Consider the following 26183-nt stretch of genomic DNA (forward strand, 5'->3'; position numbering starts at 1 on the left):
AGCGATGCCTGTCGTCATAGCCGGTCGATCCGCTTCAGGAGAACGCAATGCCCGCGCCAACGAATACCTTTAAACAAGCCCTGAAACAGGGTGATACCGCTCAGATCGGCCTGTGGCTGGGTCTGGCCAACAGCTATACTGCGGAACTGCTGGCCGGTGCCGGGTTCGACTGGCTGCTGATCGATGCCGAACACGCGCCGAATGATCTGCAAACCATTCTGGGTCAGCTGCAGGCGATTGCCCCTTATCCCTCTCATCCGATTGTTCGTCCGCCATGGCCGGATGCCGTGCGCATCAAACAGATTCTGGACTTAGGGGCACAGACTATTCTCGCGCCTATGGTGGAAACCGGTGAACAGGCGGCAGAAGTCGTGTCTGCCACCCGTTATCCGCCCCAGGGCATTCGGGGTGTCGGTAGCGCACTGGCTCGCGCATCCGGCTTTAACCGTATGCCTCAGTATCTGCAGACCGCTAACGATGAGATCTGCGTACTGATTCAGATCGAGACCCCGAAAGGCGTTGAAAATCTGGATGACATTCTGGCAACAGAAGGTGTCGATGGCGTCTTTATCGGCCCATCCGACCTGAGCGCCTCCATGGGCTATATTGGTAATCCAGGTCACCCGGAAGTACAGAAAGTGATCGAAGAGAGCATCGCCAAGATCGTCGCCGCCGGTAAAGCACCGGGTATTCTGATCGCCGATCAGGCTCTGGCACAGCGCTATATTGAGCTGGGTGCACTGTTCGTTGGCGTTGGCACCGATACCGGGCTGCTGATGAAGTCATCCAATGATCTGGCAGCTAAATTTAAAAGCGGAATTGAAGCACCAAAAGCTGAAAAGGGCTCAGTTTACTGATTCTTTTCTGCGTACCTTAATCAGAGCAGATACGCCATGCCGGTAAACCATAACGATGAGTGGATTCCCAACATTGTCATCGGACAGGATTATGACCAGCACTTTGCGGATGCCTCCATTCACTTTGATGTGCTGGGGCGCATGGCGGATTTCTTTGGTCGTGATATGCCGGTGCACCTGCATGCTCAGTTTCTGCAGATCCACTTTATTCATGGCGGCAAAAGCCACTTCTATATCGACGAAGCGGTTTATAACTGCGAAGGGGCCTCTGTTTTTCTGACCCCACCGGCTATCCCCCACTCCTTTATGACCCAGAAGGGGATTACCGGTTACGTGCTGACCGTGCATCAGTCGATGATCTGGTATCTGCTCAGTGACAGTCAGAACAAGCAGCTGGACAGCGAGCGTATCCGCCCTATCTGTATCGAAAAACGCAAGCTGAATGATCAGCAGCTGACCCTCTGGCATCGGTTAGAACACAGTTTTGAAGCTCTGCAGGATGAGTGGCAGGGCGCGCATAGCGACAAAAACTTTGCCCTTGAGAGCATCGTACGCCTGCTGCTGTTACAGATCATGCGTCTGGCTCCGGAAAACAGCGAAACCCAGATGGTCGCCAGCGAAGAGCTGCGCCTGTTCCGCCGTTTTTCCGAACTGCTGGAGCAACAGTTTCGCAACCGTTGGTCCCTCAGCCAATACTGCTCCACCATAGGCGTCTCTGAAAGCCGCCTGAATCATATCTGTCAACGGGTCGCCAACTGCCCCCCGAAAAAGCTGATCCATGAACGCGTGCTACAGGAGAGTAAGCGCATGCTGCGCTACTCCAACCTCAGTATTAACGATATCGGTTTTGAACTGGGCTTTACCGATCCGTCGTACTTCTCCCGTTTCTTCCGTAAGCAAACCGGCCTGACCCCGAAAGACTTCAGGTTACAGAGCGAGTCAAAGTACCCTTAGACTGCTATACTTAAACGAGTTATGGGAGATATATGATGAAACAGAGAACACCGACCAGAATTGTCAGCAAAGAGCGCATATTAAGAGCAGTTGCCAGCTCCAGCGCTATTGAAACGAATGAATCGATCACTCAGATCGAAAACAGACTACGAAATAAGAAAAGCCGTTTTAGTGATCTTCAGCTGGCTCGTTAAGATTTGACAACGTCTAGTATATCCCTGACCAGACGCTCAATATATTGATAGTCTCCAGCAACGCCTGCCTGAATAGACTTAAAATAAAAGTCCTTATTTTGATCCCAAATTGAATAGTCCAATGCACTGAACCCCGCCTGAACCGCCATAACATCCATCAGCAATCTCGATATACGTCCATTACCCTCTCTGAATGGATGCAGAAGAATGAACTCAACATGGCTTCTCGCCAACAAAGAAACCAGCTGGCTTTCATCTAACTTCATTAAATTCTCGAATTGACTAAGAAAATCCATTTCAAAATCATTGAGCAATACAGAGATATACTTAGCTCCGGCAAACAAAAAGCCGCCTTTTGACATATTCACGGTTCGCAGCTCTCCCCCCCATTCATAGATAGGATTAAGCCATCGGTAATGCCATCTGCGTATGTCCGAAACAGATAAAGATGACAGCTGAAATTCAGGGGAAAATATCGACTCATAAAGCTTATGCAGCATCTCCTCCTCAACCAAGTTCATCTCATTAATATCTGTGATACCAAGACGATTCTTCAGTACAACCACTGTTTCAGACTCTAAATCACCTTCTGATGATCCTATACTGTACTTCATCTTAGCGGCCTCCATCCTGCAGCATCTGTCCTTAAGGATAAGCTATTTGCTTAGATTGTCCGCTTACATTCCGCAAAAAATCGGTTAGACTTACCATATACTTAATATGTTAACGAGATATTAATCTGACCATGGTAACCATCCCCCTTAACAAACATGATGGGCGTATCACTGGCGATGTCCGGCTCACTGTTCAGCGGCGTAAATATCATCACTCATCATCAATTTAAGGTTTCCAATCGAGCCATGCTTCGGGACAATATGCCCTACTCCATTATCATGCTGCTCTTTGCCACCGGAATCCTCTTTATCATGGAGGCCAAGGGTGTTCGCTGAAGCAAAAAAATATGACACCGCCGCTGCATCCGGGACTCTGGAGCAGCAGGCTGATCAGGCTAAAAGCCTGCAACGGAAATTTGATCAGATGCGTAAATTTAATGACTCTATCCCGCTGAAACTGCTGAAGGCCCGTGAATCCACGATGGCTTTCTTCCGCCCGATTCTTCAGGAAGCCGGGCTAACAGAACAACAGTGGCGCGTGATCCGTGCCCTGAATGAATATGAAGAGCTGGAATCCAAACAACTGGCAGAGCTGTGCTGTATTCTCAGCCCCAGCCTGACCGGCATCATCAACCGGCTGGAAAGCCAGGGGCACCTTAAACGCCGGAAATCCACCGAGGATCAGCGCCGTGTACTTATCAGCCTCACGGATCAGGCCAAACAACTGTTCAAAGAACTCAGCCCGCGCCTTGAAGGCCGCTATGGTGACCTGACCAATCAGATCTCAAAAGAAAAACTCCAACAGCTGAATGAACTGCTCAGTGAAATTATTCATCTTGAGCCATAAGCAGCATAAATCTGTATAGACAGGGGGCTCTATAACCTGTCTTAGAAAAGCCACGCTTATAAACCCTGATCTGACGCAAGAAAAACGCCCCTAAAGCCGATACTGCGCGTTGACAATAGTTAACATGTTATCTATATTTTTACTTAACATATTAACTTTAATTCAATAGCAACCCTAAGACCTGCCTGTCTCGGGCAAAGTGACAACCGGAATATAACGATGACCCTATCCCTTCAAACACTGCACGAGCTAAGTACTGATTCCGCTTTGGTCATGCTTCAGGCCGCCAAACGAAAAGCAGAACAACTGGGCATTAGGGTCTGTATTTCTGTTGTGGGCCCCCAGGGCATCCCATTAGCCAGTATTCGTATGAACGGTGCGCCTTTGTTGTCTGCATCTCTGGCAGAAGACAAAGCCTACACCGCCGTTAGTTTTAATCGCGCCACCCATGAATGGGATCAGCGCCTCGCAGAGCAGCCTAAAGTACAGCAGGCCCTTGGGCAGCGGGACAGATTCACTATGCTCGGTGGCGGCGTGCCGGTAAATGTTCCGGCAACCACCGCACTAACCCCTGCATCCGACACAGGTTATGACTCCGACAGCACAGGTTCCCTGACCGCTTCGAGTTTGCTCGCAGGTGCTGTCGGGGTCTCCGGTGGCGCTGTTCATCAGGATATAGCGTGCGCAGAAGCGGCCATTGCAGCGTTAGGTATCAACAACTCATACAGTCCATGATCCGGCCCAAATGAATAATGGGGCTCTGAACAACGGGGCCAATGAACACCCGTATCGCTAGTAAAAATAAAACGACATTAAAAAAAGTAAAAACAAAAACGACGACTATGGAGTCCAGCAATGCTGCAGAAAAGCTACCCCTACTATCTGGCCAACGAACCGGTTTCCCCGAACCAGGATCTGTCCGTCACCAACAAATACACCGGTGAAGTGACAACCCATGTTGCCATGGCCGATGTCAACGCCATTGACCAGGCGATTGCTGCGGCTAATGCTGCGGCTGAGCCGATGCGCAAGTTACCCGCCTTTAAGCGCCAGCAAATTCTGGAATACTGTGTAAAACGTTTTCAGGAACGCTTTGAAGAACTGGCTCAGGCTCTGTGTATCGAAGCGGGTAAACCGATCAAAGATGCCCGTGGCGAAGTGACCCGCCTGATCGACACCTTTAAAATCGCCGCCGAAGAAGCCACCCGGATCTACGGTGAAGTGATCCCGATGGATATCAGCCCCCGTGCCAACGGCTACAGTGGCCAGTGGAAGCGCGTTCCCATCGGCCCGTGCTCGTTTATTTCCCCCTTTAACTTTCCCCTGAATCTGGCGGCGCACAAGGTCGCTCCGGCCATTGCAGCGGGTTGCCCTTTTGTACTCAAGCCCGCCTCCCTGACGCCCATTGGTGCTCTGATTATCGGTGAAGTACTGGCGGAAACCGATCTGCCCAAAGGTGCATTCTCGATTCTGCCCTGTCACCGTGATGGTGCCGATCTGTTCACTACTGACGACCGCCTGAAGCTGCTGAGCTTTACCGGCTCTCCGGAGGTTGGCTGGCAGCTGAAAGCCAAAGCCGGTAAGAAGCCCGTGGTACTGGAGCTGGGCGGCAACGCGGCCTGTATCGTCGATGAGGGCACCGACCTTGAAGATGCCGTCGCCCGTATCGTATTTGGTGCGTACTACCAATCCGGTCAGAGCTGCATCTCCGTTCAGCGCATCCTGGTGCATGAGAGCCTGTACGATGAAGCCCGCACGCGCCTGATCAAGGCTGTTGGTGAGCTGATTCACGGTGACCCGGCGGATGAGAACACCTTTATCGGCCCGATGATCTCCGAGAAAGAAGCCGCCCGTCTGCACGGCTGGGTTGAAGCCGCGAAAGCAGGCGGTGCTAAGGTGCTGGCCGGTGGTAACTGTGACGGTGCCATGCTGGAAGCCACCCTGTTGGAAGAGGTCTCCCCGGAGATGGATGTCAGCTGTCAGGAAGCCTTCGGCCCGGTGGCGATTCTGTCTAAATTCAGCGACTACGATGAAGCGCTGAAAGAGGTCAACAACTCTGACTTTGGATTGCAGGCGGGTATTTTCACCAAAGATATCTACAAAGCGCAAAAGGCCTGGGATGAGCTGGAAGTCGGTGGTGTCGTGATCGGCGACGTACCTTCATGGCGTGTGGATCATATGCCCTACGGTGGTGTGAAAGATTCCGGTATCGGCCGCGAAGGTATCCGCTATGCCATCGAGGATATGACCGAGATTCGCCTGATGGTGCTGCGGAATCCAAACCCTTAAGCCGATCTGCTCAGCCCGATAACGCGATAAAGAGAGCCTTTAATGAAAACAGCATCCATTCATCCGTCATCTTCACTGATGACACTGCTGTCAGCCATGGCGCTGACCAGTCCACTGGCACTGAACCTGTTTGTGCCAGCGATGCCGGATGCTGCCCGCTCTCTGGGTGTTGATATCAACACCATCCAGCTGACCTTCACCAGTTATCTGCTGATGCTGGCGGTGGGTCAGCTGATCTCCGGCCCTTTGGCTGATTTTTTTGGTCGTCGCCCGGTTCTCCTCTGGGGTCTTGCCCTGCATATAATCGGCAGTGCTCTGGCGGCGGTCGCCCAGGATATTAGTTTTCTCGTGGCCGGTCGTGTGCTGCAGGCACTGGGTGGCAGTACCGCGATGTCGCTGGCCCGCACCGTGATTGTCGATCTCTATGGCCGACAGGGTGCCGCCGGAAAGATGGGCTATATGGTGATGGCGATTGCCATTGCTCAGTCCATTGCGCCAACACTGGGGGGCTTTCTCAACCTCTGGTACGGCTGGAATGCGACACTCCTGCTCCCCATTGTGATTGGCAGCGTCGTGATGGCCGCCACCTTCAAATGGCTACCGGAAACCTGTGAACAGAAAAGCGATAACCTGCGATTAGGTCGTGTTCTGGGCCAATACGGCAACGTGCTGACCTCATCGGAGTATCTGGGTTACGCCCTCTCCACCACCTTTATCGCCACCGCATTTTATATGTTTGTGGGTAGCTCTCCGTATATTGTGATCGATCTGTTTGGCGGGAACTCAGCCCAGTTTGGCAGCTGGTTTCTGGCGGTATCCCTTGCTTTTATGGCGGGCAGTTTTCTCTCTACCCGCCTGGCCAAATGGCTGAATATCGACCGTATGGTGATGCTGGGCAATAGCCTGTCACTATTTGGAGCGGGGCTACTGCTGCTGTTCGCCCTTGAAGCGAAGCTCAGTATGTTCACCCTGTTCTTACCCATGGCCTTGGTAACCTTTGGCCGTGGCTTCAGCCAGCCCAACGCCCAGTCCGGTGCGATAGCCTGCGCCTCAGGTTCTGCAGGCACCGCCTCGGGCCTGATGGGTTTTATTCAGTTGCTGACCGGTGGCCTGATGGCTCAGATCACCCCCTGGCTGATGCAGCAGGGGTTAGTGGTGCTGATGAGCAGCATTTTGGCTGCGCCGGTTCTCGCCATTATCTGCCATAGCTACTCATGGCACAGGAGATCCGCTAAAGCCACACATGCTTAGTGTGCCACCCAATGACCTGACACGCCTTAACAGATAAACCCAACAACCTGATATACACTTTTTAATGGCATCGCCCTACAGCTGATGTCCGGTAACCCCAAAGAGGATAATAACAATGGGAAAACTTGCACTAGCCGCCAAGATCACACATGTACCATCTATGTATCTCTCGGAACTGGATGGCCCACGTAAAGGCTGCCGTCAGGAAGCGATTGATGGTCATATCGAAATCGGTCGCCGCTGCCGTGAACTGGGCGTAGATACCATCGTGGTATTTGATACGCACTGGCTGGTCAATGCTGGCTACCACATCAACTGCGCTGAGCACTGGGAAGGCAACTACACCAGTGGCGAGCTGCCACACTTTATCAGCAATATGGAATATGACCTGAACGGTAACCCTGAGCTGGGTAATCTGATGGCGAAAGTGTGTAACGAGCAGGGTGTAGAGTCTCTGGCACACGACAGCACCACCCTGGCACCGGAGTACGGTACTCTGGTTCCCATGCGTTATATGAATCAGGACAACCACTTTAAAGTGATCTCGGTATCTGCCCTGTGCACCGTTCACTACCTGAATGACAGCGCCCGCCTGGGTTGGGCACTGCGTGAAGCGATTGAAAAACACTACGATGGCACCGTTGCCATTCTGGCCTCCGGTTCTCTGTCTCACCGCTTTGCGCAAAACGGACAGGCACCGGAGTTCTCCGACAAAGTTTGGAGCCCCTTCCTGGAAACACTGGATCACGAAGTGGTGAAAATGTGGCAAAACGCCGAGTGGGATAAGTTCTGCACCATGCTGCCGGAGTACGCCATCAAAGGCCACGGTGAAGGTATGATGCACGACACCGCCATGCTATTGGGCGCACTGGGCTGGTCAGGGTATGACGGTAAAGCTGAAGTGCTGACGCCTTACTTTGGTAGCTCCGGCACCGGACAGATCAACTGCGTATTCCCGGTAACCCCGCAGGATGGCAGCAAAGTACCCGCGCCACAGGCATCCAAGCAGGCTGAACTGGCTTATGGTGAGAGCCGGGTTTAAGTTTTAAGCCTTATTAAACGCAAAAAACCGGATCAATTGATCCGGTTTTTTTGGGCTTTAAATTTACACCTCACTTTGATCAGTGAAGCTGATTGGGACATGCTCAACTTCAGCCTGATCACTTTAGGCGGTAAGGGTTCTGATAACTCGTGGGTTCGTAGCGCCAATTTGCCCTTCTTGAACTGCTTGATTTCATTGATGCCATCAAGAATTTCTGCCCCAAGGTTCCTGTCACCCATTTTTAATTGCCTCCGCTATCTGCTTGAGCATATAGCCAGGAATACTGGCGCGCTCTGATTTACTGTACAGCGTGAGCATCCATATCTCGTGGTCAGACTTCTTCCAGTAGTAAATGGCTCTGATACCACCGCTCTTTCCCGAACCCGCTGGTGCCCATCAAACTTTACGAACGCCACCTGAGCCTTTGATTAGATCCCCGGCATCCGGCTTTTGCAAAAGGTAGGATTTAACGCACTTGTTATAAGGACATTCGATATACAAACTGTTTTTTGGAGTTAACAAATCCAGTTTTTTCATAAAACAAGTGTGAATCCAGCCTTTTAGAATTACACCTTACTCTTAGTTCTGACTTTTGAGCTTCGGAGTGCTTCACAGCAAATTCAACTAACCTGCGGCCAATACCCATATTCCTTGTTTCAGGATCTACAACTAAACCACCTATTTCATAGAATGTCGGCGAAGCAACGCGATGAGCTTTAAATAAATGAATCCAGCCTAAAATATCATTCGATTCTTCAAACACCCAAACCCAATCATTTTTTGATTCAAGTAAACATTTAAGTCTTTCATCTGCTAAGTCTTGTGGAGTACTTCCATAACCGAGATGAAGAGATAAATTATTAATTGATTTAGAATCATGCAGTGTTGCAGCTCGAATATTGGACACTAAACTCTCCGTACTTATAACGAGCCTGTAGAAAAACTCTTTTCCAACCGGTTTTTTCCACCAACAGCCCACTTTCTGTTGTTTATTTTCGATTGCCGGTTTTTCAGCAACCCTTGCTTGATTCTGTATTTCCGGCCTTTTTAAGCTTTGGCTGTCTGTAAGCTCGATTCATGCTGCTTTCAGTGCCTATTTTAAGGGTGTATTGGCTCTTAAGGCTGGTGAAAAACAGAGAGATAGCTTTTCAGCCTCTTTATAAAAAACGGGGGTAATGCAGAGCATGCTCAAAAGTACCGGGCTGCAACTGATCCTGATAATTGATCACCACCATCGACGTTTGGTTGTAGTCGTAGTGCTTGAATCGAGCCATCACCGCCTCCTGCGTTTCAAAACCCGATCAGACCATAGTTCGGGAGGTTTTTCTACAGCCTAAGCGCAGGCGAGCGTAAGCGAGCCCTGCGTGCCTTAGCTTGTTATGCATTTAAATACTGCTCAATTGTCGACAAATCGCGTTTTTTAATATTTTTTATATCTTCTCTCATTACTTGAATTAGCTCGATACCTGCCTGTTTATATACTTCTTCTGGCTCCGTGAACACCGAGGATTTTTGGTATTGAATTGCGGCCTTATTCTCTCCTGGAGTTATGTAATGAAAGCGACCGTATTTTTTAGTAAATAAATTTAATAATAAATCACCATTTAGACCCAAGTTGTCTAGCAATAGCCGAGCAGAAACTTTACGTGGATAAACATGCTCCTCACTAAATTTTGGTTTGTCGACGTCACTTTTAGGATGAAATGATTTTATTGCTTGCCTTGATATGAAACCAGTCCAAGCATCAGTTGGTTTTGGGATGTACCAAATAGCCGCGCCAATTATCGTCTCAATAAAAGCCTTTTGTTGTAACTCAGCGCTAATGTAAGTTGGGCGAATTGCAATTATTACTTCTGCTAGCGCATTGCAATGACCAGCAATCTTTTTTTCTTTAATTAGTTGTCTTTCATTCATCCCATATCCTCAAACTAAAGTCTATAGCGCCGCGCTCTGCGGAAAATTTGGAGCGCAGCGGAAAGTTTGTCCGACAGCAGTGCCTTGTTATGCGCTATTGAGAAAAATTCAATTTAGTTGTTTTTCCTAATTTCTATTGCCTCTTCTACAGCATTAGCTAAGTGTTTGCTGATCCAATCATATTTCTCTTGGCTAGTTGTCCCTGTAGGGTTGTAGCACTTCACTATTGACGATAGTTTTTTTCCTGAGTTTCCATAACCAATATAATCAAACGGGTTGCTACCTTTTGATGAGGTGTTACCACCACTGTCTTTTAGTCCATGGACATAAATTCCTACGACTCCTTTGCCATCGTCCCAGCCCTTAACTATTTCATGATTAATCCACTTCCTATCTGCGGTATTGCTGCCTACAAGAACTACAACGCATGACTTTCCAGACATTTCATTTGCAATCCATTTTTTTATCGCAGCATCCCCACCTTTTTTAACTGTTTCCCAATTGTTATCTGATGTAGGCTTATTTCCATCAATTGCTCCGATACTTCGTACTGTTCCAGCACGCCAGTTATCAGGTAAATAGTGAAAGCTGTAAAAACAGTTACGTTTAGGCATATTTAGCGTCCTTATTTTAATGATTTTAGTAAGTCAATTACTCCACTCTGAATCGTAGTCAACTCAGATTCTTTATCGCAAATTTGGTTTATGAATTTTCTTGCATTTTCAGGAAAAGCATCACTATCAAAATACCCCTCTTTCAGAAGTTGGCAATAAATCTGTCTACTTGCATATTCAGTTGCCCCTACAGGGATTAATAGCAAACCATTTGACTTTGCTATTTCAAATTCCTTGATCAATCCATCGGCAACGACTACCTCTCCATCTTTCAATTTATTTCCAAATAGAAAAATGGCTATACCTGAATATGAAATCATGTCTGTTCGGTAGTCATGCCAAACTTGCGCGATTGGTCGAGTGCCAACTTCAGTCTGAGGGAATGGCCTGAGTATTAATTGGTCAGAATCCAAGCGTAGCCCGCTCATATAAACATGTTCTAGCGCCCCAGTAATTACAGAGCTACCAACACCTAAACCGAAACCAGATACTATTCTAAATCCTAAACTTGATATTTCTTTCGCTAGAGAGTAAATGAAGTTTTCCGCAACTGAGGGCTCCCACCTACCGTATTCATGCGCTGAGCCAGAAATGAAAATAGTATTTCTTTTAAAAGCCCACTCTATTTGCTGGAGAATATCCGTTATTTCTGCATAGCTAGAGACCAATATTGTTTTTATTCCGAATCTAAGTAAATCCTGAATAAATAACTCTTGCTTTCTTGCTCGGTACTCCGTGTCAGCTTCAGGTTCACCATCCTTTGGCTCCACAAGTTTTTGAATGCAATAGTGCTGCCGCTGATCCGTAGAGTAAGCAACGCGCACACGACTTAAGATGTAATCTAAGTTGGGGTCAGTAAAGCTAAAACCTAGGAACAAAAATGTTTTTGCTACAAGGTCACCACTAAGTGCATTTATGAATGGCTGCATTTTGACGTGGTATGTCTCGTAATCATCCTTCGTAAGTACAGCCTCATCAGGATGTTCAATGTCTCCATGCATCTTGTAAACAACGGCGTCTCGCCCTCGTTTAGTAAAGCTCAACTGCTTAATTCTATACTTTGTATCAGGAATTTTTCCTGTTTCTTTTAATGAATTCTCAATGAGCTTATCGTAATTTGTTGTCCAATATGTTGATATTGGAAGCCTGGCAAGTATCTGATGGTTCTCGGTAATTTTTGCATTGTCAGATAGCTCGTTAATGAGTAACTGATTTAATTTTCCACGATTAGCCAAGTTTGAATTACAGTGGTACTGCGCCAAAGCAACTAAATCAGTTTCTTTTTCAATTTCAAGTTCAAGTTCTTCTGCTACTGGCCGAAGCAATTCTGACCAACTAACAAACCCTGCCGGAGCGGATAGCCCTGCACCAGCGAAAATAGCTAAATTCTCTTCGGTGAGATCCTTAAGTAGCTCTTGCACAAATCGTTGACGTTGTTGATCAGTAGTAACTTTCAATAGATAACTCCATTGTTAATAAATTCGCATAACATTTTAATCATAGGCATGCGCGTTCTGACGATTTCAATATACCGTCGAAAACTGAGGAAAGGGTTTGATAAGAAAGGAAAAATCCGTTTTCTGATCTGACTGCTTCCCTGCTAAACGCGCATACGCATATACGCCAATAACCGTGCGCCTGTTATTGTCGCGCCCGTTCCTATAATTCATTGAATTTGCAGCTTATCCAATTCTCGCAAGCGGGTAAACTGAGCATTAAGTCGTAAGAAGCTTCATGCCAAAAACCTATCAAATCCGTTTAGACAGATTTTTATAAATCGCATCTTTATCGCACTTACCGACGGCCAGTACGTAAACGACGATCTCATCGTCGATCACCCGTAGCTTAGACGCGGGTACGTGAGGGTTTAGCAGGCGTTCTGCCAGTTTCTTCTTAAACTGGCTCTTGATGGGTGGCGCTAATTTACGATCATGGAGATCAACCCTGCTCTTCAAGGAAATAATTGCTGGCAACTCGGTTTACAAACCCTATAATCGTACGGAAACCTCGTACATAAAGGTGTTCCACATGGACACAATCAGCGTTAACAAATTCCGCGATAACCTAAAGGCTGTCGTTGAACAGGTTGCCGATCAGCATGAGCCGGTGAAAGTCACCCGCCGTGCCGGTGAGGACTTTGTGGTCATCAGCGCAGAAGATTGGGAACGTGAGCAGGAAACCCTGCACGTTCTGCAAAACAAAGACCTGATGCAACAGATTGCAGACTCTCTGCAAACCCATACCCAAGGAAAGGGTTACACGCCTACGGATGTGCAGATGAATGAGATCCTTGGTATTTGAAGGCCAGACATGGCAAGCCTACGGGGCGATGCGGGAGAAAGATAAGCGCCTGCATAAAGCACTCTGCAAGGTGCTGAAAGAGATGCTGCGTTCTGACGATCCCGCAACGGGTATCGGGAAACCCGAACCGCTCAAGCATAATCTTTCCGGACTCTGGTCACGACGAATCTCTCAGAAAGATCGCCTGATCTATCGCTTCGATGATAAGTCGATCTATATCTTTGCCATTGGTGGGCATTACGACCAGAAATGAGCAATATTTTGCTCACCACCAAAGAATTCAGCGTTTTTTGAGCAGCATATTGCTCAAAATGGGCTTTGATTACCTGGATGACAAACTAAAACGCTGGGGGCTGTTATGAGCTTAAACACCGACCAACGTCAGGCATTACTGATAGAGCTGTTACGACAGCACTTACAAGGCAAACTGACCCAAGGGGAAGTTCTGCAACAACTCCGAAAGGAGGTTCTGGGCTTTACCCAAACACGCTACGCTGAACTGGTCGGTGTCAGCCGCCGTACCCTGACCGATATTGAGCAGAACAAAGGCAGCCAGACCCAGAGTGTGATCAACAAGGTATTTAAACCCTTTGGTATTCAGATGGGTCTGATACCTACTCAATCCAATATCGCCCATTACCTGCTGCATGAAAACTCAGAAACAGCAGCAGCCGATCATTAGCAAGCCGTTTTATCTGTTCCAGATGACAAAAAACCGGATCAAGTTGATCCGGTTTTTTTGTGTTCAAAGTCTGACAGCTCAGATCTTTTTCAGAACCTTGCGGAACACCGCCAGTTCTTCGTCGGTGAGATCACCAAACACTTTTTCCTGATAGTCTTCTGACAGCTGCCAGTAGGCTTCGGCCTGATGAGCCCCCTCTTCGGTCAGGGTCAGGTTATCATCCTGCACGCTTATCCAGGCTTTACGCTTTAGCTTTTCAACCGATGGGGCCAGGTCCTGATCCGGCATCAACAGATAGTCAACCATGGCGCTGAAGCTAACCGAGCCAAGGTCTTTCAGAACCATCAGCAGGTGAGCCTCCGCGACCCGCAAGCCACTTGCCTGCTGCATCGGCCAATAGCCACGCTGATAGCGTTTTACCGCACTCAGCATCTGGTAATAGAGGTTGTTATCCAGCATTTTTTCACGATCAGCATCGGCTTGCTCAGCCGCTGCGGCATCAGCTTCTGCGCTTTTCTGAGCAGCCCCCACATGCGGTACAACCGCAGAGTAAGTACCGCCATGGTACAGCAGTGGTGCACGACCGTAATCGTCAAAGGCTTCAACTTTACCGATCAGAATCCAGTGGTCACCCCCATCAACTTTGTCATAGTTCGCGCACTGAAAACGAGCGGCGCAGTCCGTCAGCAGCGGCGCATCACCCAGACCTTTCCCGTAATCAATGCTGGAGAACTTGTCATCAGACGGGCGGGCGAAGTGGTTGGAGATATCGATCTGATCCGCCGCCAGCACGTTCACGGCAAAATGACTGGCATTATCAAAAATCTCAACACTGCCGGAGTTTTTCATGATGCTCCACAATACCAGCGGCGGATCAAGGGAAACGGAGTTAAAGCTGTTTGCGGTAACACCTGCCTGCTGTCCATCTTTAGCAGTGGCAGTAATTACGGTGACGCCGGTGGCGAAGTTGCCCAAAGCACGGCGAAATGCTTTCGGGTCAAATGCAGTAGTCATAATAGGGGCCTTGGTTTTTCACTAAACATGTCTGAACTTATTATGTTTTTATCCGGTATGACCGCTAACAACAGCGTTGCCGCCGGATAGGCTTACAGCAAAGAAGTTAACGGACAGCCGAAGAAACAGCGCGGTATAACGCAGTAAGCTGCTTCACAGGGCGGGTAGCATTTATGAATAGCAGGTCGTTGTCCAGCCCTGTTTTATCTGACTTCGCTAACATCGACTAAAGTCGGACAAAACACGGTTCCGACAGGATAAAAAGACCAAAAAAAGCCCGGTTACAAAACCGGGCAAACTCAGACCAGGTATATTCCGAATGCAGTAGGGGTTAAAGCATTCAGGCCCGGCTCAGACACAATGAAGATCATCGATGCGGATGGTGCTGATGGAATCAGCACCAACCCTGAAAACCGGTCAGACCGCCTCTAATACCTTGCGGAACGTTGCTAACTCTTCCTCAGAAAACTGTCCAAAAACCTCATCCTGACGTTCACTGGCGACTCGCCATAGGGTTTCCGCCTGCTCTGCACCGGCTGAAGTCAGGCTTAACTGACCACCCTGCTGGGTCAGCCAGCCTTTGCGGCATAACGTCTCAACAGCGCCGTGAAGATCGTTATCCGGCATACCGATACGCTCTTCCAGATCCTGAGTTGCCAGGGAGCCAAAATCATTCAGGGTTAGTAGCATACGGGCTTCAATGGTGCGCAGACCGGTGGCCAGCTGCAGCGGCTGATAACCGGACTGATAGCGCTTAACCGCCTGAAGCATCTGATAATACAGATTGCTTGCCAGACGCTTGTCATTCTTTTCCTGACCCGCATCCGTTGCTTCAGAATCTTTTGGTTTAGCACCGGCATGGGGAATCACCGCGGAATACGCGCCACCATGATAGAGCAGAGGTGCGCGGCCATAATCATCATAAGCGACAACCTTACCCACCAGAATCCAGTGATCACCACCATCCAGTTTCTGGTAGCTCTCACACTGGAAGCGCGCCGAACAGTCCGGCAGTAAAGGCGCATCACCCAGGCCTTTTTCGTACTCGATATCGGCAAACTTATCATCAGACGGGCGGGCAAAATGGTTCGATACCGGAATTTGGTCTGCCGCCAGAATATTCACGGCAAAATGGCTGGCGTTGTCGAAAACCTCAACGCTACCGGAGTTTTTCATGATGCTCCACAATACCAGTGGCGGCTCCAGGGAAACCGAGTTAAAGCTGTTGGCCGTGACACCGGTTTGGACACCTTCAGGTGTACACGCGGTAATAACCGTGACACCCGTGGCAAAGTTACCCAGCGCGCGACGAAAATCCCGTGGGTCAAATTCAGTACTCATGGTTGTTGTCCTGTTCTTGCTTTTATTCTGAGAAGAGTCGCAGAAAGAGAAAAGAGATAGCGATCTGCCGGAGCACCTCCGGCAGAACGGCGATTTACAGCAGAGACGGATCAGGCTCAAGACCCAACAGCTCACGGCCAATAATTTGTGCGCAAACATCATAATCGGTGTAAGCATGGGCTGCGGTCATATTGGACTCGCGCCACAGGCGTTGACCTTCACGGTCGGCATACCAGTTAGAGGCTCCCATAACTGCCCACAGGCGGTTAACGGCTTCTACACACATTTTGATGGCATAGGCCTGATTGGTGCGCCAGTGCGCCAGGGTGTAACGATCAGGATATTCGTGCCGCTCGCCATACTCTTTATGCTCGTTCCAGGTTTTCTCCAGATAAGCACGGGCCGCACACACCTGCTGGTAGGACTCGGCAATACGCAGCATCGGCGGTACAGAGCCATCCACTTTAGCACCGGTATAGGCCCGGACACGGTTTTTGGTCAGGTCTTTGTAGACTTCGATCATACGCTCCGCGACACCCAGGCTCATGGCGGCGAAGCCACAAGCAAAATAAGGGCGATAAGGCGTGTGATAAATTTTACTGTCAGGGTACAGTTCACGACCTTTATGACGGCCTTCCATCATATCTTTTGCTGCCTGAATACGATGCTCAGGCACAAATACACCTTCGATATGAGCGGTCTTCGTACCGGAGCCCTGCATCGCAACTGAGTACCAGTCATCAATAATGGTAAATTCGCTACGGGGAATAACGGCAAAACTGTACACTTTCTCATCGTTTACCATGCGGTTCAGACCGACGATAATCCAGTCCGCATGATCAACGCCGGAGCTCCACTTCATATCACCGGTAAAGATGATACCGCCCTCAGTTTCTTCGTACTTACCAAAGGGCGCAATGGAGGAAGACGCGACCGCATCCGGGTTCTCACCCCAGAACTCTTCCTGGGCTTCTTTGCTGAACATCGCCATCTGATGGTTATGGGTACAGAGCAGGCTGTAAGCCCATGCCGTTGAGCAGCAGGCACCCGCCAGTGCTGCGATACAATCGGTAAATTCCGGCAGTGAGATCTCCAGGCCGCCGTATGCCTTAGGCAGGAAGGCGCGGTTCAGGCCGATGCCGTGCAGCATGTCGATGTTGTCCTGGGGAATCTTGCGCAGCTCTTCTGTCTTAGTCGCATTAGCACGGATCGCAGGCAGAATTTCCTGGAGCTTATCCAGCATTGGGTTGTTCTGTTTCATGAGACTGTACCCACATAATTGTTGTTGTATTCGTTATTAACCGCACCGGGCGGAGGGGCTTCAGGCCTGAAAGCCTTAACCCGCGTTGATGAATGAATTATGGACGCAAGCCTCATGGCTAAACATGACATTTTCTCGCTAAAAATGGGACTTTTATGTTCTGCCTGTATTTGTGCAGGCAAACGCTATACTCAATTTCAGACTCATGCACACCAATCCGTTAGAATGACACCATCAGAATTGGAGACCTCAAATGACAGCGCTAAGCCCTAAAACCCCACCAGAAATCGCTCGCCTGATCCAGGCGCTGCCAAAAGCAGAGCTACATCTGCATATTGAGGGTTCCTTTGAGCCGGAGCTGATGTTTGCTATCGCAAAACGGAACCGTATTACGCTTAGCTATGATTCAGTGGAAGCTCTCAAAGAAGCCTACCAGTTCAATAACCTGCAGGAGTTTCTGGACCTCTACTATCAGGGGATGAATGTTCTGCAGACCCGTCAGGATTATTATGATCTGACCCGTGCGTATCTGGATAAAGTTCACAGCCAGAATGTGCGCCATGTAGAGATTTTCTGGGACCCGCAGGGCCACCTGGAGCGAGGTATCGACTTTGCGACCCAGATTGACGGTATTTTGCAGGCGCTGAAAGAGGCCAGGGCCCAGCATGGCATCAGTTATCGCCTGATTATGTCCTTTCTGCGTCATCTGCCGGAAGAGAGCGCTTTTGAGACGTTGGAGCTGGCGAAACCTTACCTGGATGAGATCTATGGCGTAGGCCTGGATTCTTCTGAGATGGGGCATCCGCCGGAGAAGTTTCAGGGTGTATTTGCCGCCTGCCGGGATCTGGGTTTAAGGATCACTGCCCACGCCGGTGAAGAAGGCCCGGCAGACTATGTCTGGCAGGCACTGGATCTGCTGCAGGTGGACCGGGTAGATCACGGTAACCGCTCACTGGAAGATGACACCCTGATCGAACGGCTGAAAGAGTCCCAGATGGTGCTGACGGTTTGTCCACTGTCGAACCTGAAGCTACAGGTGGTGAAAGATCTGAATGACCACCCGATTCCGGCCATGCTGCAAGCGGGCCTGAAGGCGACCATCAACTCCGATGATCCGGCTTATTTTGGCGGTTATATGAACGAGAATCTGATGCAGTTGCAGCAGGCGGTCGGCCTGAGTGCGGACGATATTATCACCCTGACCCGAAACAGTATCGAAGGCAGCTGGGCGGAAGAAGCCCGTAAGAAAGAGCTGTTGGCAGAGCTGGATCGTGTGGTGGCAGACTTTAGCTAACCTCAGGGCAGAAAAAATCAGCTTATAAAAAAGGGCTGGCGGATAAACTGCGGTGCAGTGTATTCGGCAGCCCTCTCTTTTTTACCTGAAAGGTTTGAATCATAACCTTGTTGCTAAGGTTAAGGTTTCCGCCGGGCCTGTTGCGACACTCATAGCCTGGTAATTTGCGGATTCTCGCTTTAAATCGTTTCATCACACCACCTTTCCTCGCAGAGATTTAATCTGTCCCCGTTGATTTTTCTTATCCATCCGCTTCTTCTGTGAGTTACGGCTGGGTTTGGTGGGTCTTCGGGCTTTCTGAATCTTAGTGGCATCCAGAATCAGCGTCTTAAGTCGCTGTAACGCATCTTCCCGGTTCTTCTCCTGAGTGCGGAACTGCTGCGCTTTAATCACCAGCACACCTTCTTTACTGATCCGGCTGTCTTTCAGTGCCAACAAACGTTCTTTATAGAACTCCGGCAGACTGGAAGCGGCAATATCGAATCGCAGGTGAATCGCTGATGACACCTTATTCACATTCTGACCACCGGCGCCCTGGGCCCGTATAGCCTGCAGCTCCAGCTCCTCATCGGGAATGGTCACTGCATTGGATATCTGTAACACCTGAGTGCTCCTTATCGCTGTTTATATTCAGCTGACCTATCGCTGCTTATATTCGGCTAAGCGAACAAAAGCTCTGAACCGTCAGCGGTGCGTACGATACGCCCTATCAGTAACATGTCAAATATCCGTAGTCGGTATCGCCCGCTTACGGATATCCATCCATAGCGCCACCAGGAACCAGACGGTCAGAAAAAATGCCAACACTTCCGGTGTTTCAGCGACATACATCACCTCGTCACTCAGTAACGCTGTTCCGGCAATCAGCAGCAGGTAATAGGGCAGGTTGATCAGGCCAGAGAGCAAGACCACTTTAAAGGGATGTCGGTTTGCGCCTTGGGCAAACATATAGAACGCCAGTGCATTGGTGTGCAGCATCGCCAGCAGCAGATTACGCAAAGTATAATCCTGATGACCACTGCGGGCTGGATCACCCCAGATCCGACCCAGACCATAGTTAACGCAAGAGCCTAACGTCGCTGCCGCCACCATCATCAGAGTCAGCCAGAGCATATCGCTGAAGTCTGGCTCAGACAGCACCACGATCACCACAGCAAAAAACTGACCGGGAAAGTAAAAACCCAGATAGATAATGGACTCAGCCAGAATAATCAATAACAGCAACCAGCTCTGACTATCCCCGAGATTCGACTTCAGCTGCTCAAGCATCGCTTCACCGGGGGGAATCCAGCCGATGCTGACCAGCAGTGTCAGTAAACTAAAGGCGATAATGGCAGAAAATGGTAATAGTGAGTAATAGCGCATAAGTATCTCCGGAACTTACAGGCTTTACGCAGGGAAATAAAAAAGGGTTCACGACGCTATGATCGTGAACCCTCTTCAGATTATATCCGCAGACAAAAAACGATATGCCCTTAGCTCTGATGCTTGTACCTATCAATCACGGTATCCATACCAGCAACAATCATCTCAGAAAGATCACATACTTTATGATATAGCTCCTCAGCCTTAGCCTGGTCACCGGACTCTTTGGCTTTAACGATCTGCTGAATCAGCTCATGCATCTCAATATGTGGGTTTTCGATCGCTTTAAGATCCGCCTCCTGACGGCAGAACTCATGGCCTTCGCCGTAGTACCATTGTCCGAAATCGCAATCATGGGCAGAAACAGCCTGCTGCATGGAGATACTGCCCGCCCCATCCAGGAAGGTGCGCAGACGCATTTTCCATGCCTGGTGCGCACTACGGGCCACCGCCAGTTCTATGGCCGGATCGTTGCTTACTTTGAAGTGGCGGATAACCCCCATCAAAGAGGTTAGCTCTGTACCCATCGCTGAGGTTCTGCGCAAAATCTGGTCAGCGCCGTCTGCACTCTCCTGTGCCCCTTCGGCAATATTTACCACTCTATGATTGATATCATCAGAAACCTGGCTCTGCTCTTCTGCAGCGCTGGCGATCTGATAAACGGTGTCATTAATTTGCTGCATACCATCGGTGATCGCCTGTAATGCATCACCGGATGCATTGGCTACGTCCACCAGTTCCTGTACATGCTCCTGACTGTGGTTGATCACATCGGTAGTGTCCTTAGTTACCTTCAACAGGTCGGCAATCATGACATTGATCTGGCCGGTTGCTTCCTGGGTACGCTGGGCTAACTGACGCACCTCATCGGCTACCACAGCAAAGCCACGGCCCTGCTCTCCGGCTCGGGCAGCTTCAATGGCGGCATTTAGTGCTAACAGATTCGTTTGATCGGCAATGCCGTGAATCACATCCAAAATAGTATGGATTTCAGTAGTTTGCTCATTCACACGATTGATCATATCAACCGTAGAGCCAACATTTTCGGCCATCTCATGGATGGTTCGGATACTCTCTTTTACCGTGGCATAGCTGACACTGGAGCGCTTGCTGGCTTCTTCAGTAAAGGTTGAAGTACTGGAAGCATGCTGGGCAACCTCCTGTGCCGTGGCGGTCATCTCATTCACCGCCGTGGCCACTTCATGGGTATTCACCCGCTGTTTATGGGTTAGCTCAATGGAATGCTCTGTAATATCAAAGAGTTCAGAGCCCGAGCGAGAAACACTGGCCACTGAAGTCATCAGGTTTTTAATAATACTTTCCACATGGGCGATAAAGCGATTTACAGTTTGCGCAATATCAGCAACTTCATTATTGCCTTCAACATGGATTTTTTGGGTAAGATCGCCATCGCCGCTGGAGATATTTTCCATCGTCGCCCGCATTAAATCCAAAGGTTTGGTAATTCCACGGGTAATAATAACCGCCAAGATCAAACCAAAAATGATAAAGGCAACAGCAATCAGCACAGAATCCAGAAAGGAGCGATCCAGCATTGCCAGATAATGATCGCGATCCATCGCAACCTGAACAACCGCTGCGGGCTGGCCGGAGAAATCGGTTAGAACACCGGCATAAACCGCCACATCACGACCATTGATATCAAGTTGGCGAAATATCTGCTCCCGCTCGCCGGATAAAACCTGCTGCAGAAGCTCCGCTGATAGCAGCTGATCACGACCTAAAGTAGACGCATAGTCTTCCAGTCGTCCCTTACCGGGACGGGATACCACAAAGTCGGCCCCCGTTTCTGACTTCGCCTGATCAAAGAAAAACTGTCCTAATGAAAAACCAAACTCCACCGATCCCCAGTGGCGACCGTCAATCAGCACCGGAGCAACGCCACGAATACCTAAACCGGCTACGCCTTTTTCGATACCGCTAACGGGCTTAACATCGCGATTAGTCATCACAACCGTTTCACGAAAACCGGACAGGTCATCACCGAACTTGGCGGTTTTATGAACCCGGAAATAGGAAGTCGCCGGTGGCTGATGAAACTGAAACTGGCGTAGGCCAAAGTCTGTCTCAAGCTGCTTAAAGGCCGGTAAGGTACTCAGTTCAAGGGCCGAACGATCACCCTTGATCAAATGTTCTTTAACCTCTTTCTGGTTGGCGGTATAGGTTGCCAGTGCCAGCGCCAAACGCTCCTCGCTCTTCACTCTATCTTCCAGCTGCCCAAAAAGGCTGACCAATTCCCGACGCTCGGCCTCCTCAATAATCAGCTTCATATCCGTCAGAAGCAGAGGGATGACAATGCCACAAACCAGTAACATAAAAAGGCCAAACCCCAGAACCAGACGCGTTCTTATCCGTAAACGACTGAACATATAACCTACCTCAAAAAAAGAAAGCTAATATAACTTAATCTAATTCTATCGTTTCTTATAAAGAGCACAATCTAACAGGTGAGAAAAACGTATTATTAAGCGACAAGCGATGCAAAAAGCGCCATAACCAAAAAAAGCAGGCAGGATGGATTCAGAAAATGACCGGAAAAGAGCTGGCAGCGTCAGAAAGCAGGCATTAAATAATCAACGGCCCTCCTTCAAGGGCTCTAACAGCGCTTCCAGTCCATGAATTTGTAACTCCAGCATCAGCGCCAGCAGTTTACCCAGCTCTCCCTTTGGAAATCCTTGTTTACTGAACCAAAGTAAATAGGGCTCAGGCAGATCAGCCAGAACACGCCCCTTATATTTTCCAAAGGGCATTTTCGTACGAGCTAGTTTTAACAGGTGTTCCTGATCAAAATTTAACTCGGGTAACATAGCAACTCACTCACATCAGGTTATGAAGCAGGTACAAACTGGTTTAGCAGGCCATTATAAAGCTGAATATAATGAGAGACTTCAACCAGACATGACGCTGAACATTATAAGGGCACTATGCTAAGCTGCTGAAATTAAAAGTTAAATAACAAATACAGCAAGAGGCAAAGATGACAGATAAAACAGTATTGGCTTTTGATGTCTATGGCACTCTGATAGACACCCAGGGCGTATTAGACGCACTGCAAAATATCATGGGTGCTAATGCACCTGCTTTCTCAAAGCTATGGCGGGAAAAACAGCTGGAGTACTCGTTTCGTCGTGGCCTGATGCAGGATTATGTCGATTTTTCTGTATGCACCCGAAACGCCTTGGATTATGCCTGTCTGGCACTAAAACAGCCCCTTGAAGAAGATGTACGCCAGGCCTTAATGGCGGTCTATAAAACACTACCTGCCTTTGCCGATACCCTGGCAGGGCTGAAAGCGGCTAAAGATGCCGGTATGGTTTGTTACGCCTTCTCCAATGGCAGTGCCGCTGCTGTTGAAGGACTGTTAGACCATGCTGGGATCCGGGGCTACTTTGACGGCATCATCAGTGTTGAAGCACTGCAAACGTTTAAGCCTAACCCGGGTGTTTATCAACTGCTTCTGGATACTGCCGGTGTATCAGCAGGCAGTGGCTGGCTGATCTCAGGCAACCCCTTTGATATCCTTGGCGCTCTCAATCACGGCATGAAGACCGCTTGGGTAAAACGCTCAAGCGAGGTGGTATTTGATCCCTGGGGGCCAGAACCGACGGTGGTTATCAATCAGTTGGATAAGCTGGTCAGCGCGATTCAGACATCCTAAAAAAACGGCAGCCTGAGCTGCCGTTTTTTGCGTGTTTAAGATAACACCGTCTTACTGAGGCTGTTGCGCCTCAGCTTCTTTATCCAACTGCAGGGTTGTCAATGTACGCTGGCGAATCTCTTTCAGCATTTCCGGCTGATCAGAAAGTGTGAAGCCATAAGAAGGCACCATCTCTTTGATCTTATCCTGCCAACCATCCGAGGCCAGACGATCTTTAAAGCACTTTTCGATAATTCCAATCATGGTATTAACCGAAGTAGATGCCCCCGGAGATGCCCCCAGAAGTGCAGCTAATGAGCCATCTTCAGTAGTGATCGCTTCCGTACCAAACTCGAGCTTTCCTTTACCCTGCTCATCTTTCTTAATGATCTGCACCCGTTGACCGGCCATGGCCAGTTCCCAGTCTCCATCCTGGGCTTCAGGGAAAAAGTTACGCAGAGAATCACAACGGGCACTGTGGGACTGACGCACTTCACTGATCAGGTACTTGGTCAGATCCATATTCTTCATGCCCACAGACATCATTGGCATTAGGTTATCCGGCCGGATAGTGCTGACCAGGTCAAACATGGAGCCCTTTTTCAGGAACTTAGTCGTGAAGCCAGCAAAAGGACCAAACAGCAATGCTTTCTCGCCATTAATAATCCGGGTATCCAGATGCGGCACTGACATTGGAGGCGCACCGATCGGCGCCATCCCGTAAACCTTAGCCATATGCTGTTCAACGATTTCAGGCTTCTTGCAAACCAGCCACATACCGCTCACCGGGAAACCGCCGTAGCCCTTACCTTCTTCTACGCCAGACTTCTGCAACAGAGGCAGAGCTCCACCTCCAGCACCCAGGAAGACAAAACCAGCATTAATTGTCACATTGCTGCCGTTTTTATCTTTTAACTTAACGTTCCAGCGGCCATCTTTCGCTTTGTCGATATCCTGAACATTGTGACTCAGCAACAGTTCAAAGCCATCTTGCTTCTGCAGATGGTCAACCATATTGCGGGCAACAGAACCAAAATCAACATCAGAGCCATAACGAACGCGGGTTGCGGCAACTTTTTCGGAAGGGTCACGATTCTGCATCACTAATGGCATCCACTGACGAATCACATCGTGATCCTCAGAGTACTCCATATCTACAAACGCCTGAGATTGGCTGAGAGTCTGATAACGGGCACGTAAAAACTCAACATTCTTCTCGCCCCAGACAAAGCTGCAATGCGGTGCCGTGTTAATAAACTTTTCAGGGGAAGGAAGTGCCTTCTGCTCCACCAGATAGGACCAGAATTGCAGGCTGACCTCAAAGGCCGAATTGATTGCGAAAGCTTTGGTAGTATTGACGCTGCCATCCGCTTGCTGAGGTGTATAGTTCAGCTCACAGTATGCGGCGTGACCAGTACCGGCATTATTCCAACCATCGGTACTCTCGTGCGCCACATGGTCAAGGCGCTCTACCATAATGAGGTTAATATTGGGATCCAGCTGCTTTAACAGCATACCCAGGGTCGTGCTCATCGCACCGGCCCCTACTAGCAACACATCTGCAGTTTTTGCGGTCATAGAGCTTTGCCATTTATCGTATTGTTGGGATTGAACCGACACCAGAAATCAGCTTTTGGCTTCTCCGGCCCGTCTTAGTCAAACAGTCAGGCAGAGTCTCTGGATATCCCTTTTTAGTTATCATCGCGGGTACACATGAACCATCTACAGGATCAGATAATTAATGAGACATTTTGTCTACAATTCCCCGTGGATGGCGCAGAATTATACGGATTCTGACTGAAAAGTCTTGAGCTAAAATGAGTAAATAACTTATCAATTGGGCGAATATTACCTCTAAAGTCGTAGCGACTCGCACTTGTATTTAACAGATAGCATCTATCTGACAAATTGTTCCGCCCTGTGGGTCTTTTTTGCCCTGTAGTTAACACAGCAGCAGCGCACAAAAAAATGATCCCTGATCAGGAACATCCTTTACAATCACCCAGAAACATCCTTTACAATCACAGTATTGCGCCCGAAAATAAACAGATTTACCTCAAGGAACAGGTCATGTCATTTGAAAGTGCTCTGACATTTTTTATCGCACTCTTTATCTTTGGTATCACCCCCGGACCTGGAGTCTTTGCTATTCTGGCCAGAGGTATGATGTTTGGCGCACGTAGCTGCCTGCCAATGGCCGTGGGTATGATTGCCAGTGATATTGTCTATCTGATTCTGGCCTGCCTGGGTTTGGCCGCCGTTGCAGAGCATTGGGGTGGATTGTTTACAATTATCCGCTATGTGGGTGCCGCCTACCTGCTCTATCTGGGATACAAAATGTTCACCAGCAAGCCGGATCTGAGCCAGCAGGGTAACGCAGGAAGCGACCAGGGGGTCATCGCCGGATTTATTCAGGGCTTTCTTATCTCAGCATCCAACCCCAAGGTGATCCTCTTCTATATCGCCTTTTTGCCGACCTTTATGGACCTGACCGTGCTGACCACCCAGGATATCGGGCTGGCCTCGGTACTGACTTTTGTTGCCTTGTTAGCAGGTCTGATGCTCATCGCGGCCTTCGCCGCCTGGGCCAGTAAGATGCTGCGCTCGGAGCGATCGGTAAACCGCCTGAACAAGAGCGCCGGTGGCATTATGATGAGTGCCGGTGCTTACCTGGCACTGAAGAGCTAAGAA

The 26183-nt window shown here is 49.1% G+C and carries 29 protein-coding genes; 15 read left to right on the plus strand and 14 right to left on the minus strand.

What is annotated here, in order from left to right:
* Positions 1-47 precede the first annotated feature (47 nt).
* Genes hpaI through BTA35_RS17870 form a run of 3 tightly spaced genes read left to right on the plus strand, consistent with a single transcriptional unit; the run spans position 48 to position 2005 of the window.
* Positions 48-857, plus strand: a complete 810-nt coding sequence (hpaI, locus tag BTA35_RS01170) for a 4-hydroxy-2-oxoheptanedioate aldolase (RefSeq protein WP_077242598.1) — start codon at positions 48-50, stop codon at positions 855-857.
* 36 nt (positions 858-893) lie between these two features.
* Entirely contained in the window at positions 894-1811 is a 918-nt protein-coding gene (gene hpaA, locus BTA35_RS01175; protein ID WP_077242599.1) for a 4-hydroxyphenylacetate catabolism regulatory protein HpaA, read from the plus strand.
* A 32-nt stretch (positions 1812-1843) separates the two neighbouring features.
* Positions 1844-2005 (plus strand): hypothetical protein, encoded by a 162-nt coding sequence (locus BTA35_RS17870; protein ID WP_160054873.1) that lies wholly within the window; start codon positions 1844-1846, stop codon positions 2003-2005.
* Here the strand turns inward: BTA35_RS17870 and BTA35_RS01180 are convergent.
* Positions 2002-2619, minus strand: coding sequence for a Fic/DOC family protein (locus tag BTA35_RS01180; protein ID WP_077243339.1), 618 nt, complete (start codon positions 2617-2619; stop codon positions 2002-2004). The two genes, BTA35_RS17870 and BTA35_RS01180, sit on opposite strands and share 4 nt — an antisense overlap.
* A gap of 159 nt (positions 2620-2778) precedes the next feature.
* Between BTA35_RS01180 and BTA35_RS17875 the strand changes: the two genes are divergently transcribed.
* From BTA35_RS17875 to hpaD, 6 genes are all read left to right on the plus strand, one after another.
* On the plus strand, positions 2779-2955 hold the full coding sequence (locus tag BTA35_RS17875; protein WP_160054876.1) for a hypothetical protein: 177 nt from the start codon (positions 2779-2781) through the stop codon (positions 2953-2955).
* Complete coding sequence (gene hpaR, locus BTA35_RS01190) at positions 2945-3466, plus strand: homoprotocatechuate degradation operon regulator HpaR (protein ID WP_238377457.1); 522 nt, start codon at positions 2945-2947, stop codon at positions 3464-3466. Before BTA35_RS17875 ends, hpaR begins: the two co-directional genes overlap by 11 nt.
* A 219-nt stretch (positions 3467-3685) precedes the next feature.
* Positions 3686-4201 carry a GlcG/HbpS family heme-binding protein gene (locus BTA35_RS01195; RefSeq protein WP_077242601.1) on the plus strand — a complete coding sequence of 172 codons (516 nt, stop codon included), beginning with the start codon at positions 3686-3688 and terminating at the stop codon, positions 4199-4201.
* 120 nt (positions 4202-4321) lie between these two features.
* Complete coding sequence (locus BTA35_RS01200; RefSeq protein ID WP_077242602.1) at positions 4322-5755, plus strand: aldehyde dehydrogenase family protein; 1434 nt, start codon at positions 4322-4324, stop codon at positions 5753-5755.
* A gap of 42 nt (positions 5756-5797) precedes the next feature.
* Positions 5798-7006 carry a multidrug effflux MFS transporter gene (locus BTA35_RS01205; protein ID WP_077242603.1) on the plus strand — a complete coding sequence of 403 codons (1209 nt, stop codon included), beginning with the start codon at positions 5798-5800 and terminating at the stop codon, positions 7004-7006.
* Positions 7007-7121: 115 nt separating this feature from the next.
* Positions 7122-8048 (plus strand): 3,4-dihydroxyphenylacetate 2,3-dioxygenase, encoded by a 927-nt coding sequence (hpaD, locus tag BTA35_RS01210; protein ID WP_077242604.1) that lies wholly within the window; start codon positions 7122-7124, stop codon positions 8046-8048.
* A gap of 478 nt (positions 8049-8526) precedes the next feature.
* Here the strand turns inward: hpaD and BTA35_RS01225 are convergent, their stop codons facing one another.
* From BTA35_RS01225 to BTA35_RS01245, 5 genes are all read right to left on the minus strand, one after another.
* Positions 8527-8955: a GNAT family N-acetyltransferase gene (locus BTA35_RS01225; RefSeq protein ID WP_160054883.1), complete on the minus strand. Its 429-nt coding sequence runs from the start codon at positions 8953-8955 to the stop codon at positions 8527-8529.
* 470 nt (positions 8956-9425) lie between these two features.
* Complete coding sequence (locus BTA35_RS01230) at positions 9426-9962, minus strand: hypothetical protein (protein WP_077242606.1); 537 nt, start codon at positions 9960-9962, stop codon at positions 9426-9428.
* A 113-nt stretch (positions 9963-10075) separates the two neighbouring features.
* Positions 10076-10576: a TIR domain-containing protein gene (locus tag BTA35_RS01235; RefSeq protein WP_077242607.1), complete on the minus strand. Its 501-nt coding sequence runs from the start codon at positions 10574-10576 to the stop codon at positions 10076-10078.
* An 11-nt stretch (positions 10577-10587) separates the two neighbouring features.
* Positions 10588-12033 (minus strand): SIR2 family protein, encoded by a 1446-nt coding sequence (locus BTA35_RS01240; RefSeq protein ID WP_077242608.1) that lies wholly within the window; start codon positions 12031-12033, stop codon positions 10588-10590.
* Between the two features lie 291 nt (positions 12034-12324).
* Positions 12325-12531: a type II toxin-antitoxin system RelE family toxin gene (locus BTA35_RS01245; RefSeq protein WP_238377458.1), complete on the minus strand. Its 207-nt coding sequence runs from the start codon at positions 12529-12531 to the stop codon at positions 12325-12327.
* A gap of 73 nt (positions 12532-12604) precedes the next feature.
* Here BTA35_RS01245 and BTA35_RS01250 point away from each other — a divergent pair, with 73 nt between their 5' ends.
* The 3 genes from BTA35_RS01250 (at position 12605) to BTA35_RS01260 (ending at position 13559) form a co-directional block, all read left to right on the plus strand.
* Positions 12605-12877: a type II toxin-antitoxin system Phd/YefM family antitoxin gene (locus BTA35_RS01250; protein WP_077242610.1), complete on the plus strand. Its 273-nt coding sequence runs from the start codon at positions 12605-12607 to the stop codon at positions 12875-12877.
* Complete coding sequence (locus BTA35_RS01255) at positions 12858-13130, plus strand: Txe/YoeB family addiction module toxin (protein ID WP_077242611.1); 273 nt, start codon at positions 12858-12860, stop codon at positions 13128-13130. The genes BTA35_RS01250 and BTA35_RS01255 overlap by 20 nt, the downstream gene beginning before the upstream one ends.
* 105 nt (positions 13131-13235) lie before the next feature.
* Entirely contained in the window at positions 13236-13559 is a 324-nt protein-coding gene (locus tag BTA35_RS01260) for a helix-turn-helix domain-containing protein (RefSeq protein WP_077242612.1), read from the plus strand.
* Between the two features lie 78 nt (positions 13560-13637).
* Here BTA35_RS01260 and BTA35_RS01265 read toward each other — a convergent pair whose 3' ends face one another.
* From BTA35_RS01265 to BTA35_RS01275, 3 genes are all read right to left on the minus strand, one after another.
* The gene (locus tag BTA35_RS01265) at positions 13638-14573 is read right to left on the minus strand and encodes a p-hydroxyphenylacetate 3-hydroxylase reductase component (RefSeq protein WP_077242613.1); all 936 of its coding nucleotides are present in this window, start codon (positions 14571-14573) and stop codon (positions 13638-13640) included.
* A gap of 417 nt (positions 14574-14990) precedes the next feature.
* Positions 14991-15914 carry a p-hydroxyphenylacetate 3-hydroxylase reductase component gene (locus tag BTA35_RS01270; protein WP_077242614.1) on the minus strand — a complete coding sequence of 308 codons (924 nt, stop codon included), beginning with the start codon at positions 15912-15914 and terminating at the stop codon, positions 14991-14993.
* 94 nt (positions 15915-16008) lie between these two features.
* The gene (locus tag BTA35_RS01275; protein WP_077242615.1) at positions 16009-17175 is read right to left on the minus strand and encodes a p-hydroxyphenylacetate 3-hydroxylase oxygenase component; all 1167 of its coding nucleotides are present in this window, start codon (positions 17173-17175) and stop codon (positions 16009-16011) included.
* Positions 17176-17428: 253 nt separating this feature from the next.
* Between BTA35_RS01275 and BTA35_RS01280 the strand changes: the two genes are divergently transcribed.
* The gene (locus BTA35_RS01280) at positions 17429-18469 is read left to right on the plus strand and encodes an adenosine deaminase (RefSeq protein ID WP_077242616.1); all 1041 of its coding nucleotides are present in this window, start codon (positions 17429-17431) and stop codon (positions 18467-18469) included.
* A 192-nt stretch (positions 18470-18661) separates the two neighbouring features.
* On the opposite strand, the gene arfB is transcribed toward BTA35_RS01280, so the two are convergent.
* The 4 genes from arfB to BTA35_RS01300 form a co-directional block, all read right to left on the minus strand.
* Complete coding sequence (gene arfB / locus BTA35_RS01285) at positions 18662-19072, minus strand: alternative ribosome rescue aminoacyl-tRNA hydrolase ArfB (protein ID WP_077242617.1); 411 nt, start codon at positions 19070-19072, stop codon at positions 18662-18664.
* A 117-nt stretch (positions 19073-19189) separates the two neighbouring features.
* Positions 19190-19834: a hypothetical protein gene (locus BTA35_RS01290; protein ID WP_077242618.1), complete on the minus strand. Its 645-nt coding sequence runs from the start codon at positions 19832-19834 to the stop codon at positions 19190-19192.
* A 110-nt stretch (positions 19835-19944) separates the two neighbouring features.
* On the minus strand, positions 19945-22224 hold the full coding sequence (locus tag BTA35_RS01295; RefSeq protein WP_077242619.1) for a methyl-accepting chemotaxis protein: 2280 nt from the start codon (positions 22222-22224) through the stop codon (positions 19945-19947).
* 204 nt (positions 22225-22428) lie between these two features.
* Positions 22429-22662 carry a DUF3820 family protein gene (locus tag BTA35_RS01300; RefSeq protein WP_077242620.1) on the minus strand — a complete coding sequence of 78 codons (234 nt, stop codon included), beginning with the start codon at positions 22660-22662 and terminating at the stop codon, positions 22429-22431.
* Between the two features lie 170 nt (positions 22663-22832).
* Here BTA35_RS01300 and BTA35_RS01305 point away from each other — a divergent pair, with 170 nt between their 5' ends.
* Positions 22833-23513, plus strand: a complete 681-nt coding sequence (locus BTA35_RS01305; protein ID WP_077242621.1) for a haloacid dehalogenase type II — start codon at positions 22833-22835, stop codon at positions 23511-23513.
* A 51-nt stretch (positions 23514-23564) separates the two neighbouring features.
* Here BTA35_RS01305 and mqo read toward each other — a convergent pair whose 3' ends face one another.
* A complete protein-coding gene (mqo, locus tag BTA35_RS01310; protein WP_274378406.1) occupies positions 23565-25112 on the minus strand; it encodes a malate dehydrogenase (quinone) in 1548 nt (515 codons plus the stop codon).
* Positions 25113-25562: 450 nt separating this feature from the next.
* Between mqo and BTA35_RS01315 the strand changes: the two genes are divergently transcribed.
* Complete coding sequence (locus tag BTA35_RS01315) at positions 25563-26180, plus strand: LysE family translocator (RefSeq protein ID WP_077242623.1); 618 nt, start codon at positions 25563-25565, stop codon at positions 26178-26180.
* The last annotated feature ends 3 nt before the right edge of the window (positions 26181-26183 follow it).

Source organism: Oceanospirillum linum (assembly GCF_001995095.2).
In the GTDB taxonomy this organism is placed as follows: Bacteria; Pseudomonadota; Gammaproteobacteria; order Pseudomonadales; family Halomonadaceae; genus Oceanospirillum; species Oceanospirillum linum.